This window comes from Methanosarcina sp. 1.H.A.2.2 (assembly GCF_000979975.1).
GTDB lineage: Archaea > Halobacteriota > Methanosarcinia > Methanosarcinales > Methanosarcinaceae > Methanosarcina.
Window position 1 is genome coordinate 76,440 of sequence record NZ_JJQL01000038.1, and the last position, 16,689, is coordinate 93,128.

The 16,689-nt window shown below is 44.5% G+C and carries 10 protein-coding genes and 1 pseudogene; 3 read left to right on the forward strand and 8 right to left on the reverse strand.

Annotation, left to right across the window (positions count from 1 at the left end; genetic code table 11):
* Positions 1 to 190: 190 nt before the first annotated feature.
* Positions 191 to 1,117, forward strand: a complete 927-nt coding sequence (locus EO93_RS06170) for a DUF5996 family protein (RefSeq protein ID WP_048161470.1) — start codon at positions 191 to 193, stop codon at positions 1,115 to 1,117.
* A complete protein-coding gene (locus EO93_RS17300; RefSeq protein WP_156161247.1) occupies positions 1,104 to 1,247 on the forward strand; it encodes a hypothetical protein in 144 nt (47 codons plus the stop codon). Before EO93_RS06170 ends, EO93_RS17300 begins: the two co-directional genes overlap by 14 nt.
* 146 nt (positions 1,248 to 1,393) lie before the next feature.
* Here EO93_RS17300 and EO93_RS16490 read toward each other — a convergent pair whose 3' ends face one another.
* A complete protein-coding gene (locus EO93_RS16490; protein WP_052735398.1) occupies positions 1,394 to 4,213 on the reverse strand; it encodes a PAS domain S-box protein in 2,820 nt (939 codons plus the stop codon).
* A 976-nt stretch (positions 4,214 to 5,189) separates the two neighbouring features.
* The gene (locus tag EO93_RS06185) at positions 5,190 to 8,255 is read right to left on the reverse strand and encodes a chemotaxis protein CheB (RefSeq protein ID WP_200898089.1); all 3,066 of its coding nucleotides are present in this window, start codon (positions 8,253 to 8,255) and stop codon (positions 5,190 to 5,192) included.
* A gap of 597 nt (positions 8,256 to 8,852) precedes the next feature.
* On the opposite strand from EO93_RS06185, the gene EO93_RS06190 reads away from it, so the two are divergent.
* Positions 8,853 to 9,275, forward strand: coding sequence for a phosphate-starvation-inducible PsiE family protein (locus EO93_RS06190; protein ID WP_235282858.1), 423 nt, complete (start codon positions 8,853 to 8,855; stop codon positions 9,273 to 9,275).
* A gap of 329 nt (positions 9,276 to 9,604) precedes the next feature.
* On the opposite strand, the gene EO93_RS06195 is transcribed toward EO93_RS06190, so the two are convergent.
* The 6 genes and pseudogenes from EO93_RS06195 to EO93_RS06220 all read right to left on the reverse strand — a co-directional run bounded on the left by EO93_RS06195 (position 9,605) and on the right by EO93_RS06220 (position 16,528).
* Entirely contained in the window at positions 9,605 to 10,339 is a 735-nt protein-coding gene (locus tag EO93_RS06195) for a pentapeptide repeat-containing protein (RefSeq protein ID WP_052733502.1), read from the reverse strand.
* Positions 10,340 to 11,012: 673 nt separating this feature from the next.
* Positions 11,013 to 11,255, reverse strand: a complete 243-nt coding sequence (locus EO93_RS06200) for a hypothetical protein (protein ID WP_048132589.1) — start codon at positions 11,253 to 11,255, stop codon at positions 11,013 to 11,015.
* Positions 11,256 to 11,678: 423 nt separating this feature from the next.
* Positions 11,679 to 13,295: pseudogene (hcp, locus tag EO93_RS06205) on the reverse strand (hydroxylamine reductase); the annotation flags it as partial.
* A gap of 342 nt (positions 13,296 to 13,637) precedes the next feature.
* Positions 13,638 to 15,290: an AMP-binding protein gene (locus EO93_RS06210; protein ID WP_048161472.1), complete on the reverse strand. Its 1,653-nt coding sequence runs from the start codon at positions 15,288 to 15,290 to the stop codon at positions 13,638 to 13,640.
* A 96-nt stretch (positions 15,291 to 15,386) separates the two neighbouring features.
* Complete coding sequence (locus tag EO93_RS06215; RefSeq protein ID WP_048132586.1) at positions 15,387 to 15,842, reverse strand: thioesterase family protein; 456 nt, start codon at positions 15,840 to 15,842, stop codon at positions 15,387 to 15,389.
* Between the two features lie 107 nt (positions 15,843 to 15,949).
* A complete protein-coding gene (locus tag EO93_RS06220) occupies positions 15,950 to 16,528 on the reverse strand; it encodes a helix-turn-helix domain-containing protein (RefSeq protein ID WP_048132585.1) in 579 nt (192 codons plus the stop codon).
* Positions 16,529 to 16,689 lie beyond the last annotated feature (161 nt).

Here is a 16,689-nt window from a genome sequence, read left to right on the forward strand (position 1 = left end):
AAATCAAAATCTGGATTTAGAATTTTCAGTTGTATTGTTTTAGTAGATTCCATAGTATATCATATTCACATAAATTTATTTATAGATTTTGTGTGAATATTAAACATAAACAGGGGTTGCGAAGATTACGCATTCCTCCCGCCACTAAAGTAACGGGAATCCTGCTTAAGGCTCTTGAAGGGGGTAGTATATGAACAGTAATGTCAAAAATCTACGTTTTCCACCTCTGCCCATTGAAGAATGGGAAGATACGAAGAACACGCTGCACCTGTTTCTGCAGATCGTGGGGAAAATAAGGCTCGGGTTGTTTCCGAAAAAGAACCACTGGTGGCACGTGCCTTTTTATGTCTCGGTGCGCGGGCTTACGACCGGGCCAATTCCTTACAGGGGCATAACTTTTGAGATGGAGTTTGATTTCAAGAACCATGTTTTAAGGATCGAAACAAATGAGTGGGCTTCCAGGACCATTCCCCTGAAGGGACTTTCCGTGGCTGAGTTTTATGAAAATGTGTTTTCATGCCTGAAAGAACTCGGGATTACTGCAGAGATCAGGGCGGTCCCTTATGACGTACCTGCCATAAGCACCAAGCCTTTTGCAACGGATGAAACGCATGCGACATATGATGAAGAGTATGTGAAGAGGTTCTGGCAGGTCCTTGTACAGGTCGATTCGATCTTTCAGGTTTTCAGGGGCCGGTTTATAGGGAAAAGTTCTCCTGTGGCTTTCTTCTGGCACCACGTTGACCTCTCTCTTTCCCGGTTTTCGGGCAGAGCTGTCCCTGTGAGAGAGGGAGCAGGTGTAGTTGAACGTGAATCTTCTTCGCATGAGATAATCGGCTTCGGATTCTGGGCAGGGGACCCGAATGTAAGGGAGCCGGCTTTTTACGCTTTTATGCACCCGCAGCCCGAAGGGCTTATGGACGAGCCGCTGAGCCCGAAAGAAGCTTTTTGGAGTCCTGAATCCGGGCTTGCCCTTCTCATGTATAACAGCATCAGGGAAGCGGAGGCTCCTGAGCAGAAGGTGCTGGATTTCCTGGAAAGCGTGTATCAGGCAGGGGCAAAAAAGGCTAACTGGGATATAGAGGCTTTCAGGCTCCCTTCATATGAAAAAACTTGAAAAGCACCTTAATGAGCGACCTAAAGAGCTGCCTGATATACTTGAAAGGTGGAAAGAACTGAAACCTGAGTTAAAAATTAAAGAGTTTCCAGGCTTTTTGCCGGATTATCTCTTCAGTTTTTTCCCTTAACTTCTCTTTAGTTTCCTTTTTCTATTGACTTTTTGTTTAAGAAAAACCAAATCCTAAAAGTAGCCGCAAAGAGAGTGGCAAAAAACCTGAAGGTTAAGAAGGTCATAAAGTAACGACTCTTGAAATGGTTAGTATCCTTGCTCCTTTTACGCTGCTGTAAACCTTATAGTGAATTCCATTCCGTTGTCTTTTTTCAGTTCAAATCCACCTTCTAACTGGTCTACAAGGGTAGTTACCAGTTGTATGCCAAGACCTTCGGAATTTTCCAGATCAAAACTTTCAGGCATACCTATTCCGTTATCTGATATTGTCAGAATAAAACTGGTGCCCTTTAAGCCCTCATTATTGCTTCCTGCTCTATTGTCTTTGCTTTCCTGGGAGTCTTCTCTACAAAGTTTGATTTGAATTATCCCATTATCTCTGTCGGCAAATGCATGTTTGAGAGAGTTTGAAACAAGTTCGTTGATGATTATACCTAATGGGACTGCAGTATCCATATCAAGGAAAATGTTTTCTTCCAGATTCATATTTAAGCTTGTACTGGCATTTCCAAGCCTGTATGTCTGGAAAAGATTCTTAGTGAGTTCCTCAACATACGAAGAAAAGTTCAGTGTATCGAGCCCTCCACCTTTGTACAGTTCCTCATGGATAAGAGCCATTGATATTACTCTGTCCTGACTTTCCCTGAAGGCTTCCAGGACTTCCAAACCCTTTACACATTCTCTGTTGTTGAATTTTTCAGCCTGGAGATCCAGCAGGGAGGAGATTACTTGCAGGTTATTCTTGATCCGATGGTGAATTTCTTTTTTACGGGCAGTTTCGATATTCGAAAGGAACTTTTCTGTCTCTTTTCTTTCGGTCACATCATAAATCGTACCCTGATAGAATTCCGGCTTTCCATCCTTTCCCTGAATTTTCTGGTAGATTTCATTAACCCATCTGATTCTTCCGTCCCTGTGCTTTATACGAAATTCGGTTTCTTCGTAACCAATGGATTGAGAACTTTGAATCTTTTCCTCTTCTTTGAGAACGAAAGACAGGTCTTCCGGATGGATTATGTCTTTCCACTTAATCCAGGACATAAACTCTTCTTCGCTATACCCGGTGATCTCTTCAACAGCACCATGCAGAAATAGAGGAACAAAGTTTTCATCAAGCTGGAAAGCAATCCCATGGAAATTCTGTATGAAAGAGCGGTATTTCCTCTCACTCGCTTCAACATTTTTTATTGCAAGTTTCCATTCCGTAATATTTTTAATAACTCCTATGGCTCTGTATACCTTTCCGTCGTCACTTTTTAGCCAGACTCCATAGTTTTCGGCATAGATGTAGTTGCCATCTTTTTTTCTGAACCTGAATTCTACCTGAAATTTTTTATCTTCCTCAAAAGACTTCATCAGGTTCTCAAGCAGTTCCATCCTGTCTTCAGGATGCACATGTTCTATCCAAACCGATTTATCTAAATTCTCTAACTCTTCCGGATCGTACCCTGTTACTTCCCGTATAGCTCCTGCCCATCTGACTTCATGTGTTTCGAAATCGAAATCGAATATAAACTGCCCGGTCTGTTCGGCTGCTGTACGATATCGTTCTTCACTTTCTTGAAGTTTTTTACTGGCAAGTTTTTTCTCTGAAATATCTTTCAGTACTCCTATAGTCCCGTAAGGCTGACCCTCATAATCCGTAAGCCAGACTCCATTATTTTCTATATAAATGCAAGTTCCATCTTTTTTTCTCAACCTTAATTCTTCCTTAAATCTGCCTCCGGTATTTCTCACACTCTGAAATTTCTCATCCCCTCGATTCATATCTGTGGGATGGATATTTTTAATCCAGACTTCCTTGCCAAGCTTATGGATTTCTTCAAAACTATACCCTGTAACTTCTTCTATGGCACCTGCCCAGCTGCTCTTATCTGTTCTTAAATCGTACTCATATACCACCTGTCCTGTCTGCTCTGTGGCAATCCTGTATCTTTCCTCGTTTTTCCGAAGTTTTTCTTCTGCTATTTTACTTTTGGTTATATCTCTAGCAATAACCGAGATATCGGTCAGCTTTCCGGATGCATCAAAAACCGGAGAAATAGTTAGTGAGACATTTATTATCCTACCATCCTTTCTTAACCGTAGAGTCTCATAATTGTGGATTTTATCTCCCTGTTTAATCAGTTCAGCCAATTCTTCTGTTTCTTCAACTAATATGGATGGCTCCAGAATGGATATGGGCTTTCCCAGAACTTCTCCAGATGAATAACCATAAATTTGCTCTGCACCTTTATTCCAGCTGGTAATGATGCCATCAAGGGATTTGATTATAATGGCATCGTTCGAATATTCCACAATATTCGCCAGATTCTGAATTTTCTCTTCTGCTTTCTTGCGCCTGGAGCTTTCTATCTGTTCCCATTTTCCTTCCCTTTTGATCAAAGCAAATTGGTGGTTGATGACCACATCGATGATCTCAGCTACGTTGCACCAGTCGAGAGGATATGTACAGAGAGCAATCATCTGGTAATTGCCAATGACATCGTTTACCTGTTCCTCATAATCATCAAAATCACTCCAATCCTTTTTTTTCAGCCGGAAAGAATTTCCCAACCTCAGACCGTCATAGCCATTAGTCAGGGCCTGGTTGAGTTTTTCAACCCAGCCATTTAAGACTCTCTCCGAATCGAAATTGCCCTCTTTTAAATACCAGTAAGTGTAGGGAAAAATTTCTATTTGCCCTCGCTCCAGATAAACATCAAAATCAGGAACAGCCCTTCTAAGGGCTTCTTTTGCCTCTTCTACTTCCGAGGGTTGTGATACGATCCACATACAAAATTCGTTATTTTCCAGCCCGGCCTTGAAATATGGGGCCAGTGTGTCCACCAAATCTTCTTTTGTCTGGTAAAATTGACAGAAATGGGTTCCCCAGGACACGTCTCCAATAATATCAATGCCAGATTTTCTCAGGCTTTCTCTCATTTTACACCTTCTCCGACTTGAGGATGTAAAGGCAAAAATTTCGTTTTCTCATGGTATGTGTGCCCTGCCTCCCCTCTCCACGTTTCACAATTTCGGCTCTTCGCTGTTTTGGGTTTTGGGAGTCAGTTACCGAAAACCGTAAGCATAAGAATCTCTCTACTTTTTTCCAAACACGGGTGGAGTGTGCTTGTTTTTTCAGATTTGATCAACGACTCACCCTCCCGATCCTATTTTGTATATTATAGTTCTCGCAATAAAAAACAACACTTCATAAACTGAACAAAGTGCATTCAGTTTATGTTTAAAGTGTATTTCGTAAGTTTACTCTTTTAACATATAATAGTTCATTCATAAGATTAGAAGTTACGCACTTGTGATGAAAAAACAAGCACGTGAAACCTTAACAAGAACATTATTAGTTAGACTCTTTGGTGTCTCATGCAACTGGTTTTTGGTTCAACTGCGTAAGTCCTAAAGATTTTAATGAGCCGATCCCAAAATTAAAAATTTGCTTCTTTGGATCTAGTATTTTAAGTGACCAATCGAGCTTACGATCATGAAAACAATCCTGAATAATTATGATGATAAGAATAAAAATGGATTTTTGGATCAGCTCAATCACTTATAGTCACCTCTGCATATAACGCAACATTCTTATACCTGGTATATGGCAACTACCCAACGCACCAAAAAACAGTCTATTGATGTTGATTTGGAGTTTTCAAAAACATGTAATTGCCAACTCCTGCAAAACTGAAAAACATAATAAATAGACAACAAGTAAAGAGAATGGGCTCCCAAAAATTTGCCCATTAAATCTTAACTTGATCTAATGCACCCGCAGCTCGTGGGGTACCTGTTTCGCCATCTTCAAAGACAGCGAATCCAGATTTTCCGGCACCTGAGTTGTTTTTATTAGGGCTATCTCCTCCACTCTCTTGTGAAGGTCAGCCACCGGCCCGAACAGGTCCCTTTTTTAGTCGTGGTCTTCCTTCTTCGTATTTTCTGGTTTGATTTCCCTCTCCGTAGTTGCAATGGCATATACCTCCCCGGCTTCATTCACCAATGAGGTGGCGGTCAGCCACACATCCATTATCCGGCCGTCTTTGGTGAGCCGCTGTGTGCGGTAAGGTTCCAGAACTTCAGTGTGGATAAGCTTCTTCAGTGTGCCCAACTCTTCTTCTTTCCGGTTCGCCGGAATCAGGCTGCTAATATTCATCGTCAGTGCCTCGGCTTCTCTCCAGCCGTAAATCTTCTCAGCCCTCGGATTCCAGGCCAGGATGTGACCCTCCATATCCTGCAACGTTATAGCATCGCTCGCGTCGTGCACTACCACGGCCAGGCGGCGTATGGTCTCGGATTCCTTCAGAATCTCCCTTGCCCGCTTCATCTCGGTAATATCAGTAAAGGTAATCACCGCTCCCTTGATTACGTTTTCAAGGGTGCGATAGGGCCGGATACGCAGCAGGTACCACGAGCCCTCCCGGGCCTGGACTTCAATATCTTTGGGTACCAGACTGTCCAGCACCTCCTTTACATCTTCTACCAAACGGGCATAACCCAATAGGTTTGAGACGATGTGCCCAACCGGCCGTCCCACATCGGTTGGGATCAGATTGATTACCTGTGTAACGGCAGGAGTGAAGCGCAGGATGCGCAGTTGATGGTCCACAAAGATGGTGCCTATACCCGTGCCGGCCATCAGGTTGTTCATATCGTTAATGGCCTGCGACAGATCTTCCACCTTTTTCTCCAGTTCGGTATTGACCGTAGCCAATTCCTCGTTAACTGACTGCAGTTCCTCCTTGGAAGTCTCCAACTCTTCGTTGGTGGATTGCAGTTCCTCGTTGATTGACTGCATCTCTTCGTTGGAGGATTTGAGTTCTTCATTAGAGGTCTCCAGTTCCTCATTGGAAGCTTTGAGATGTTCTTCCTTAATCTGTAGTTCCCGCTTCAGCTCTAAGATGCGCGCGTCACCTTCCATTGAGCTCTCAAAGGTGCCTTCACCGGCACCTATGGCGGTGGCTTTCCCGGTTTGACTCTGCTCCGACGTCTTCGGTTCCTCAAAAGTGACTAGGAACAGGTTTGGCCCGGTGGCGGCGGCAGGGTCTGACGCCACAGGTCGTAGTGCCAGATTGACTGTAGTGAAGTCACCATTGGTTTTGACCCGCAGCCCGGGGTGGAATACCGGCTCTTTATTGACCGCGGCTTTGTACAGGTCCGTGGCCAACTCCTGCCGCAATCCCTCGCGAGCCATCTTCAGGATATTCAGGCCAGCCTCACCAGGAGCCGGTTCCAGGTACATGCCGGTACGGCCATGAAGATAGAGGATGTCGCCTCGCTGGTTGACGAGCACACCGACCGGAGCGTAATGTTGCAGCATCGTCTGTTCGGTCAGCTCGCGCAGCTGAGGTTTGCTTTCGCTAGGAGCCTTGCCGGATGGTCTTTGGATCTCCCTGCTTTCCGGTCTTGATGGCATAAATGTCCCTATGGGAGGGCGTCCACTGCTAACATCCTTTTTGCGATACAGCTTCGACTTGCGGTCCAGCGTGTCAAAAAAGTTATCGAACTCACCCACGGTCTCGGAGGGACCAAGGAAGAGAAATCCGCCCGGGTTCAATGCGTAGTGGAAGAGGGGGATGAGCTTCTTCTGCAGTTCCCTGTCCATATATATCAGCAAGTTGCGACAACTGAGCAGGTCAAGTTTGGAGAACGGTGGGTCTTTGATAATGTCCTGCTCAGAAAAAACAATCATGTCACGGATACTTTTCCGAATGCAGTAGCTGCCGCTTGAATCCTGGGTAAAGAAGCGCTCCAGCCTTTCCGGTGAGATATCGATGGAGATGCTGGCGGGATAGACGCCGCTGCGGGCTTCTCCGATGGCCCGGCTGTCAATATCGGTTGCAAAGATTTGTACCTTGAATATTTGCTTCAACATTTCCATCTGCTCCTGGAGCAGGATGCCGATAGAATAGGCCTCCTCACCTGTGGAGCAGCCGGGCACCCAGATCCGTATCGTTGAATCCGGGTGCTTGTCGGTAAAGAGATGCGGGATGACTTTCTCCAGGAGTGCCTCGAACGCCGTTGGATTGCGGAAGAAACTGGTGACGCCGATTAAAAGGTCGTGAAAGAGTGCCTTCACTTCGGCAGGTTTTTGCTCTAAATAACGCACATACTCATCTACACTCTTGATATTCTGGATGGCCATACGCCGATCGATGCGGCGGCTGATGGTGTTCTGCTTGTAATGGGAAAAATCGTGGCCGTTCTGGGCGCGCAGCAGGTTGAATATCTTTTTCATCGCGTCTTCGGCCTTGAGGACCGCATGGGGTCTTTTTCCAAAGGCCTGGGTGACATAGGTAATGAGCTGGGCCGGCATCTCGGCAGGCTCCAGGATGTAGTCTACCAGGCCTGTGGCAATGGCGCTGCGCGGCATGCCGTCGTACTCGCTGGATTTGGGGGTCTGCGCCATCAACATGCCGCCCTCGGCCTTGATCGCACGCATTCCCAGTGTGCCGTCGCTGCCGGTACCCGAGAGTACGATGCCAATGGCCAGCTCTTGCTTGCCCTGAGCCAGGGATCTGAAGAATAAATCAATCGGAAGACGATGGCCGCGCGGCTCGACCGGTTCCAGCAACTGCAGTGCACCATCCTGAAAAATCATGTCGTGGTTAGGCGGAATGACGTAGACGCAGTCAGGATGGACAACCATCCCGTCCTTGACCTCGTAAATCGGCATCCGTGTATAACGCCCGATCAGGTCGGTGAGGATGCTCTTGTGGTTAGGGTCCAGGTGCTGCACCAGGATAAACGCCATGCCGGGATTGGTGTCGTCGGGAATAGCTGAAAAGAAATTCCCGAACGCAGCCAACCCACCAGCCGATGCGCCTATGCCCACGATGGGAAAGTCCTCTTTTGGGGATTTATTCGAGTCTGCATCCGGGACAGGGAGTTTACTAATGGAAGTTTCTTGTGCAGTATGCAGCTTTTCCTCTTTGCCTGTGGCTTCCTTTTTTTTGATCATATTATCGCATCCTTTCATGCCTGAAACTGAATCGTTGTAATGCCCTTCATGTGTGTACTAGATGATGGAAGTAGCTGCCAGGTTTACGCACATAATCTTGGACAGGTTTGAACTCATAAAGATAGATGAAATCCAGGGAGTTTTCCACTAGACGGATGTATTTTTTAAGCCTTAACCTTAGTAAAAAAATACTTCCAGGCGAATACCCATGCCCTCTTACCATTGGCCAAGGGGTTGGAGAATTTCCCAAATTATTTTTACTCACCTCTAATGCAATCTCTCCCTAAAAAGTAACTCAATTAGATTCCCTTCTCACGTCAGGTACATTCGTTGCCGTTTTTCCAATAATGTCTTAAATCTTTAAATTCTTCAAAAAGGACTAAATAGATAATATCTCTAACAGATAATTTAACAGATAGTATTCTCTTGTTCTAATAGATAATATTCTCTTGCGTTTTTCGGAAATATCAAATAAGCTCTTCATAGGCCTGTTTGACTTGAAAATCAAATTGGTTTTGGGAAGGCTCCTATAATATTAACTCAATATTATAGGAGCACCAATATATCAAACTGGAATTTAAGAAATCATAATATTTTTTATTGAGGGGGAGTTAAATGAGAGCTCATTATAAAATATTCATGATAGATCAGAATAAAATATTTAAAAAGATAATTGATTTGATCACTATTATCATCCTTTATATACTGCTACTGGCGCTACTTGCGGGGGTGATAAATATCCTCCTGGACATCAAATCAATTTTATTCGGGACTCTTGGAGGTGGTTTTGGTCAGATAGTCTCCAGTGTCCTCACAATTTTTGTTCTTATTGACCTTTTCAAGACTTTTGTTGATTTTCGTGAACATGAAGAAATCAGAATTACATATGTAACCGACGCTACGATTTTAATAGTCATGCGTGAAATCGCGGCAGGGGTATATGCCCAAAGATTTGATTATCAATTTATTTTAGGCCTATCGATATTGCTGTTGACATTAGGTATAATAAGAGCTCTAGCTGTCAAATATCCACCATAATGGCTCTTCGCTGTTTCGAGTGGGTAATTTACATTCATCCCCTAAATGTTGAAGTAGTAGATCTAAAATTTAAAAACATTTGTTGTTGAAAATCACATTCAAGCTTGATGTTTCTCTTTTTGACCGGGCTACATTATAACTAAGGAATTATTTTCAACCCATAAAAAACAGCGAAGAACCATAATAATTAAGCCCTCATAAAAAAGTAAAGGTTAATTCTCGGCCTCTCTGTTGAACGTTTAAAATATGGCTATCAACATTAGAGATATTTTAAACGCGTCTTAAAACGGTTGATATCTATACCATTTGGAAGTTTTGGAAATATCCGGTCATTCATCGTAATCAGGTACTTCAAAAAGGGCAGGATATTTCTCTTTTAGTGGTATGAAGAGTTCTTCGTCTAATTTTGTATCATAAAGTGTTTTCACTTTAGAAAGCTGGTCAAGTGATAAATGGTAAGCCCTTTTAAGGTTAGCTCCCTCAAGGTTAGCTCCCTCAAGATTAGCCCCCTCAAGATTAGCCCCCTCAAGGTTAGCCCCCTCAAGGTTAGCCCCTTTAAGGTTAGCTCCTTTAAGATCAGCCCCTTCAAGCTTAGCCTTTTCAAGCTTAGCCTTTTCAAGCTTAGCCCCCTCAAGGTTAGCTCCCTCAAGCTTAGCCCACTCAAGGTTAGCTCCCTCAAGCTTAGCCCACTCAAGATGAGCCTTTTCAAGGTTAGCTCTTTCAAGATTAGCCCTTTCAAGGTTAGATTTTTCAATCTTAGCCCACTCAAGGTTAGCTTCTTTAAGGTTAGCTCCTCTAAGGTTAGCTCCCTCAAGCTTAGCCCACTCAAGTTTAGCTCCTTTAAGGTTAGCCCCCTCAAGGTTAGCCCTTTCAAGGTTAGCCTTTTCAAGCTTAGCCCACTCAAGTTTAGCTCCTTTAAGGTTAGCCCCCTCAAGATTAGCTTCTTCAAGGTCAGCCCCTTCAAGGTTAGCCTCTAGAAGATCAGCCCCTCTAAGGTTAGCTCCTTTAAGGTTAGCCTTTTCAAAGTTACCCGCTTTAAAGTTAGCTTTTTTAAGGTCAGACATGCCTCAACCTCTTTTCCTTCACCACGATTTTTGTTTGCCCTTTCTCAATTGTGAACTAAAATAAACATTACCATGTTAGGAAGATATCTTCTGCTCTTCAGGATTTAGCTTTTAAAATTGTATCGATTCACAGTCTCGGTCTATCAGGCCTGTCATGGTCAGGAAAGGCCTTTAAGGTCTGGCATCTAATCCGAAAAGCCTTTGGTGCCCTGTTAAGGATCTGCAGCTCTCTGATCTATCAAGGATATCCCCATCCTTAAGAACATGGAAGGCCTGTATAAAAAACGTTATCATTATCAATTATTGTTCTGGTCCTGATCCTACGGAAAATGACAACAATCTTTTAAGAGGCTGTCTTAAAATTCAAACCAGTTCTACATTTGGATAGTGGGCATTGTTGATTTTAAATTCAGATCGTAAATTTATTACATCTTACTTACTCGCTCGATATATAATATCAAACGCATAAGACATCATAGTTAAAACTTACACTTTAGACATTTAACAGTTAAATTCTACCGTTTTTCAGTTCAAATGCGTAAGTCCGGTCCCAATTGTAGAATCAAATTTAATTTTAAGACACGCTCTCAGAGGTGTGCAGAATAAGGTGTTTGCATCTCTACCAGGTAATATCACCGGTTGGTTTTGCTACAAAATTCAAACCGAATAGTAATTATCCCTTAGCTCCAATGTATCCCTCATCAGTATCTCTTAGTTCTCTCTTGAAAAAAATAAAATGACCACCTTCTAGAGAGTCAAATCCAACCATTTCCCAGCCATCTTTTCCTAATTGATCCAAAACATCGGGAAGTAGTTTTCCGCTTAGAGAGATTGGTTGACTATTAGAGAATTTGAGAGTGTATACGTCTTCATATGACCTACCAGTCGTTAAATAACAATACTCAAATCTATTCATTTAGTTCACCTCTCTATGTATTTTCAAATATTTTCCATTTTAACTTATTTCATTCACTTTTCAGGGTATAAAATTTGCGTTGGCACACCCCGCTGCAAGCAATGGGGTATTCAACTTAAAGAAAAATAGCTGAGTAAGAGGTTTTTAATTCCCCTCTTACCTTAAAAATTTACGAATAAACGGTATGCTGCTGAGCCAGGATTTTCTTGCTTTTGTTTCCGGCTTTTCTACAGGTTTTTCCAGCTTCTTTTCGGAATTCTGCGAGCTCTTCTGGTTGTTCTGTGGCTTCTGGTTGTTCTGTGGCTTCTGGTTGTTCTGTGGCTTCTGGTTATCCTGTGCCTTTTTCGGGGAATTCTGCGGGTTTTTTGGTTTTTCCTCAGGTTTTTTCGGAGTTTCTGGTTTTTCCGCGGGCTCCGGGAGTTTCAGCAGAACCTTCAGGTCTTCTTCAACGGTTGCGTTCGGCCTGATATTGAAGTTTTCGACCAGCACTTTAAGGACGTTCGGAGAGACAAAGGCCGGAAGCGTAGGGCCGAGAGTGATATCTTTTACGCCGAGGCTCAGGAGGGCGAGCAGCACGAGCACAGCTTTTTGCTCGTACCAGCCGATGTTGTAGGAAATCGGCAGGTCGTTTATGTCCTTCAGGCCAAAAGCTTCTGCAAGCTTCTGGGCTATTACCACAAGCGAGTAAGAGTCATTACACTGCCCGGCATCGATCACTCTCGGGATACCTCCTATGTCCCCAAGGTTAAGTTTGTTGTACCGGTATTTGGCACAGCCCGCGGTCAGGATCACGGTATCTTTGGGGAGGGCTTTTGCAAACTCAGTATAGTAGACCCTTTCCTTGTGCCTGCCATCACAGCCTGCCATGACCATGAACCTGCTGATCTTTCCGGTTTTTACGGCGTCTATGATTTTGTCCGCAACCGAGAGGGCTGCCACATGCGCAAAGCCTCCGATGATTGTCCCGCTTTCCAGCTGCTCGGGGGGTTTGCAGGTCTTTGCCTGTTCGATGAAGGCGGAGAAGTCCTTTGTACCGTCTTCTTTTTCGTAGATGTGGGTTACCCCTTCAAAGCCCACGACCCCTGTGGTGTAGATCCTGCCAATGTAGGAGTCCTTTGGCGGGATTATACAGTTGGTAGTCATCAGGATCGGGCCGTTGAACTTTTCGAACTCTTCGTTCTGTTTCCACCAGGCGTTCCCGTAGTTGCCTGCGAAGTTGTCGTACTTCTTGAAAGCCGGGTATGCGTTTGCAGGAAGCATCTCCCCATGGGTGTAGACATCGATTCCGCTGCCCTTCGTCTGCTCAAGGAGCTGTTCAAGGTCCCACAGGTCGTGTCCACTTATGAGGATTCCGGGCCTGTTTCTCACACCGATGTTGATTGCCGTCGGCTCAGGGTTTCCGTAAGTTTCGGTGTTTGCTTTGTCGAGCAGGGCAAGGGTAGAGACGCCTTTCTGCCCGCATTCCAGAACCAGGCCGATTAGAGCTTCTACTCCCACGCTGTCATCTGTGGTAGAAACCAGCCCTTTTTCTATGAACTCGAAAATTGATTCGTCTTTATACCCGAGGATATAGGCATGGTGAGCATAAGCCGCCAGCCCCTTCATTCCGTAGGTCAGAAGTTCGCGAAGAGACCTGACATCTTCATCCGCAGTTGAGTGGACAGCAACATCCGGACTATCTATGTTTTCAGGAGTTACTGCAGCCACGGCAGGCAGGGCTTTTTCTGAGGATGCCTGCTCAGCGGGCAGTTTTGCCTTAATACCGTCGCGCAGTTCAAACCCTTTCTGAATAAGGGATTCGATCTGTTTCCCGTCAAAATTGGTATTTGTAAGGGTGGAAAAGAAGCTGTCAAGCACGAACCTGTCGGTGGTTTCTTCATTAAGGCCTTCAGCCCTTGCTTTCTGGTTATAATATGCGATACTTTTAAGGACATAGAGTAATCTGTCCTGAAGATCCGCAACTTCCCCCTTCTTTCCGCATACTCCATTTTTCGTACAGCCTTTTCCGTTAAGTGCTTCCTCACATTGATTACAGAACATATTTTATCCACCTCAAATCTATTTACACAGTTAATCTGCACAGTTAATCTGCACAGTTGATTTGCACAGTTGATTTCCAATTTTCCCTTTGTTTTCAAGGTCTCAAATGCAATACCTTTTTGATACTGCTATCATTATGATACTAGTTTCTATGTGATACCAAATCATATATAGCAGACAGTTTCGAAGTGGGTATCAGTATCGAAGCTGATACCAAAGAAAAAGCTTATCAAGATTGGGAAGCGGAAAAGCACTAATGAAAAAGGAAAAAAACCTGAAAACTGCTTTTTGAGTTTTAATTCGAATAAAAAAGAAATCGACCCGAAGGTCGATAGTACTGAATTAGTTACCGTTTGTCTCTCTATTTTTCAGAAGCTCCAAAGCCAGTTCCTTGAGCTTGTATTTCTGGATTTTGCCGCTTGCTGTCAGAGGGTACTCATTTACTATGAAGACATGCTTCGGAACCTTATAGCGTGCGATCTTGCTTATGGCATAGTCCCTGACATCGGCTTCCGTAAGGTCTGCACCTTTTTCGGGGATAACAAAGGCTCCTACGAGTTCCCCGTATTTCTTATCGGGTATACCAACAACCTGGGCATCTTTGACTCCGGGCATAGCGTGCAGGAACTCTTCAATTTCCCGGGGATAGATGTTTTCCCCGCCCCGGATGATCATGTCCTTTATGCGTCCGGTGATCCTGTAATAACCTTTCTCGTCACAGGTCCCAAGGTCTCCGCTGTGCAGCCAGCCCTCTTCATCAATCACTTTTTTAGTTTCTTCCGGCATCTTGTAGTAACCCTTCATGATATTATATCCACGGCAGCAGAGCTCTCCTACTGTGTTAGGAGGCACTGGCTCATTTGTGGATGGGTCAACCACTCTGACTTCAACGCCAGGGAAGGACTTTCCCACGGTCTCAACTCTGAGTTCTACAGGATCGTCGATAGTTGTCTGGGTCATTCCCGGAGATGCTTCCGTAAGCCCGTAGACACTCGTGATCTGATGGCAGTGCATATCTTTTACGACCTTTTTCATGGCTTCCACGGGGCAGGTAGAACCAGCCATAATCCCGGTCCTCAGGGTAGAGAGGTCGAACATATCAAACATGGGATGGGTGTACTCGGCGATGAACATCGTAGGTACGCCGTAAAGTGCGGTACACTTCTCTTTCTGGATTGCAGCAAGCACAAGCAGGGGATCGAAAACCTCAAGCATAACAAGCGTTGCCCTGTGGGTCAGGACAGCCATAACCCCGAGCACGATTCCAAAGCAGTGGAAAAGAGGTACGGGCAGGCAGAGCCGGTCTTCATGGGTGAATTTCTGGCGGTCGCCAATGGAGAGCCCGTTATTCAGGATATTTTTGCTGGTCAGCATAACGCCTTTCGGAAAACCGGTAGTCCCTGAGGTGTACTGCATGTTGACCACATCATCCCCGCGAACATTTGCCATAATCTCTTTAAGCTCGTCGTCCGGATAATGGCTGCCAAGGAGCATTAGCTCGCTGGTGTTGTACATTCCCCTGTGCTTTTCCTGCCCAACATAAATTACGCTCTTCAGGCATGGGAAATTTTTACTTTTCAGGCGCCCTCTTTCGGAACTTTTTAGCTCAGGAACCAGTTCATTGATAATATTCAGGTAATCAACGTCCCTGAAACTATCGATAAGAGCAAGTGCCTTCATATCTGACTGTTTGAGCACATACTCAACTTCATGGCTCTTGTAGGCGGTATTTACCGTAACGAGCACTGCCCCGATCTTTGAGGTGGCAAACATGAAGGTAAGCCAATCAGGGACGTTCTTTGCCCAGATCCCTACATGATCTCCCTTTTTTATCCCGATTGCAAGCAGCCCTTTTGCAAGGTTGTTTACCCTTTCATTGAATTGACCGTAAGTAAAACGCAGGTTACGGTCCGGATAAATGATAAACTCGTGGTCAGGGTCTATAGCTACCTGTTTTTCAAAGTATTCTCCTAGAGAATCTTCTATAAGATGCATGGTTTCAGCCTCTTTTTCTGGACTACTTTCAGAAACTTCAAGCTTATGAATGGGGGTTTTATATCCAGGCCAGTCAAGGGCGTTCCTGAAGTATATTTAAATCGAGCAGGGAGAATCCGTATCCGTTTCTGCGTCCACCGGGGAGGCGTCCATTGAAGGGAACATATGCCTTTTAAGGACCTCGCGGATAGATTCCGGAAGGGGAAACGCTTTCTGGAGTTTGAAGTCATAATAGACCAGTACTGCCTGGCCTTTGACCTTGAGTTCCCCTTCCTGCCAGGCTTCATGCCCGACAGTAAAGGAACTATTACCGATCTTTGCAACAAAGGTCCTGATCTCCACATCGGACCTGAAATACATCTGGTTCACAAAATCAAACTCAGTTCTTACAAGAATCAGGTGCCACACATCAGGGCTAAGGTTAAGGTCCGGTGAGAAAAGCCTGAAAATGGAGTTTCTTCCCGTTTCGAACCAGACTGGAAGGACTGTATTGTTTACATGCCCCAGACCATCAATATCTCCAAAGCGCGGACTAACATTTATACTGAACATTCTGGATTCCCTAGCTTTTAATATCTGTACTCAATTACCAATTTTTTAATCAAAACTTCTGCCATTGAAGTCACAGTCTTACTCTCTTACCTACTCAACTGAGGCTCTCAGAGAGGAGCATAGACTACAGCCATTATTCGGGCATCCTCTGTTCCCGCTGCATGGAGGTCATGAGGGACAATGGAATCGTAATAGATGCTGTCTCCGACACTCAGCCTGTGAACATCCTTGCCGTAGAAGATTTCAATTTCTCCGGAAAGGACGTAGATGAACTCCTCCCCTTCATGAGAAGAGAGTTTGTGGCTTTCCTCAGGAGAGGGATGGATGTCAATGATGAAAGGCTCCATATGGCGGTCTGCTTTATCCGAGGCAAGAGCGTAAAACTCAAGAGCACTCTTCTTTGGTCTCTCGGTCTTTCCGGAAAAACGGACCACATTTTCGGATAGCCCTGCTCTTACCACTACAGGCCCGCTCTGGGGCATGTCGTCTAGAAAAGTCCCGAGACGGACGCCTAAAGCCCGAGCAATCTTTAAAAGAGGGGTTAAGGACGGAACTAGGGCTCCGTTTTCTAATTGCTGGATTAACTCCACGCTGCTCTGACTGGCTTCGGCCAGTTCTTCAACAGTCATATCCTGGGCTTCTCTAAGATGACGTATCTTACCGCCGACACGGTTCTCTTCTGACATAATTCTGTTTCCTCAAACACATTTTTTAGGTAACGGATCTGGCAAAAAAATGTAAACCAGAATCCCTATAAACAGCCTGTAAAGCTTATCTCTTTTGTATCTCTCTATTATAAAAAATATACGTTCGGACCCGCTTTTCGAAGTAATAATTAAAAAACAAT

Bases quoted from the DNA above. Each gene is read 5' to 3' on its own strand.
- EO93_RS16490 (WP_052735398.1), bottom strand. From the start codon at position 4,213: ATGAGAGAAAGCCTGAGAAAATCTGGCATTGATATTATTGGAGACGTG.
- EO93_RS06170 (WP_048161470.1), top strand. From the start codon at position 191: ATGAACAGTAATGTCAAAAATCTACGTTTTCCACCTCTGCCCATTGAA.
- EO93_RS17300 (WP_156161247.1), top strand. From the start codon at position 1,104: ATGAAAAAACTTGAAAAGCACCTTAATGAGCGACCTAAAGAGCTGCCT.
- EO93_RS06200 (WP_048132589.1), bottom strand. From the start codon at position 11,255: ATGAATAGATTTGAGTATTGTTATTTAACGACTGGTAGGTCATATGAA.
- EO93_RS06220 (WP_048132585.1), bottom strand. From the start codon at position 16,528: ATGTCAGAAGAGAACCGTGTCGGCGGTAAGATACGTCATCTTAGAGAA.
- EO93_RS06190 (WP_235282858.1), top strand. From the start codon at position 8,853: ATGAGAGCTCATTATAAAATATTCATGATAGATCAGAATAAAATATTT.
- EO93_RS06185 (WP_200898089.1), bottom strand. From the start codon at position 8,255: ATGAAAGGATGCGATAATATGATCAAAAAAAAGGAAGCCACAGGCAAA.
- EO93_RS06215 (WP_048132586.1), bottom strand. From the start codon at position 15,842: ATGTTCAGTATAAATGTTAGTCCGCGCTTTGGAGATATTGATGGTCTG.
- EO93_RS06210 (WP_048161472.1), bottom strand. From the start codon at position 15,290: ATGCATCTTATAGAAGATTCTCTAGGAGAATACTTTGAAAAACAGGTA.
- EO93_RS06195 (WP_052733502.1), bottom strand. From the start codon at position 10,339: ATGTCTGACCTTAAAAAAGCTAACTTTAAAGCGGGTAACTTTGAAAAG.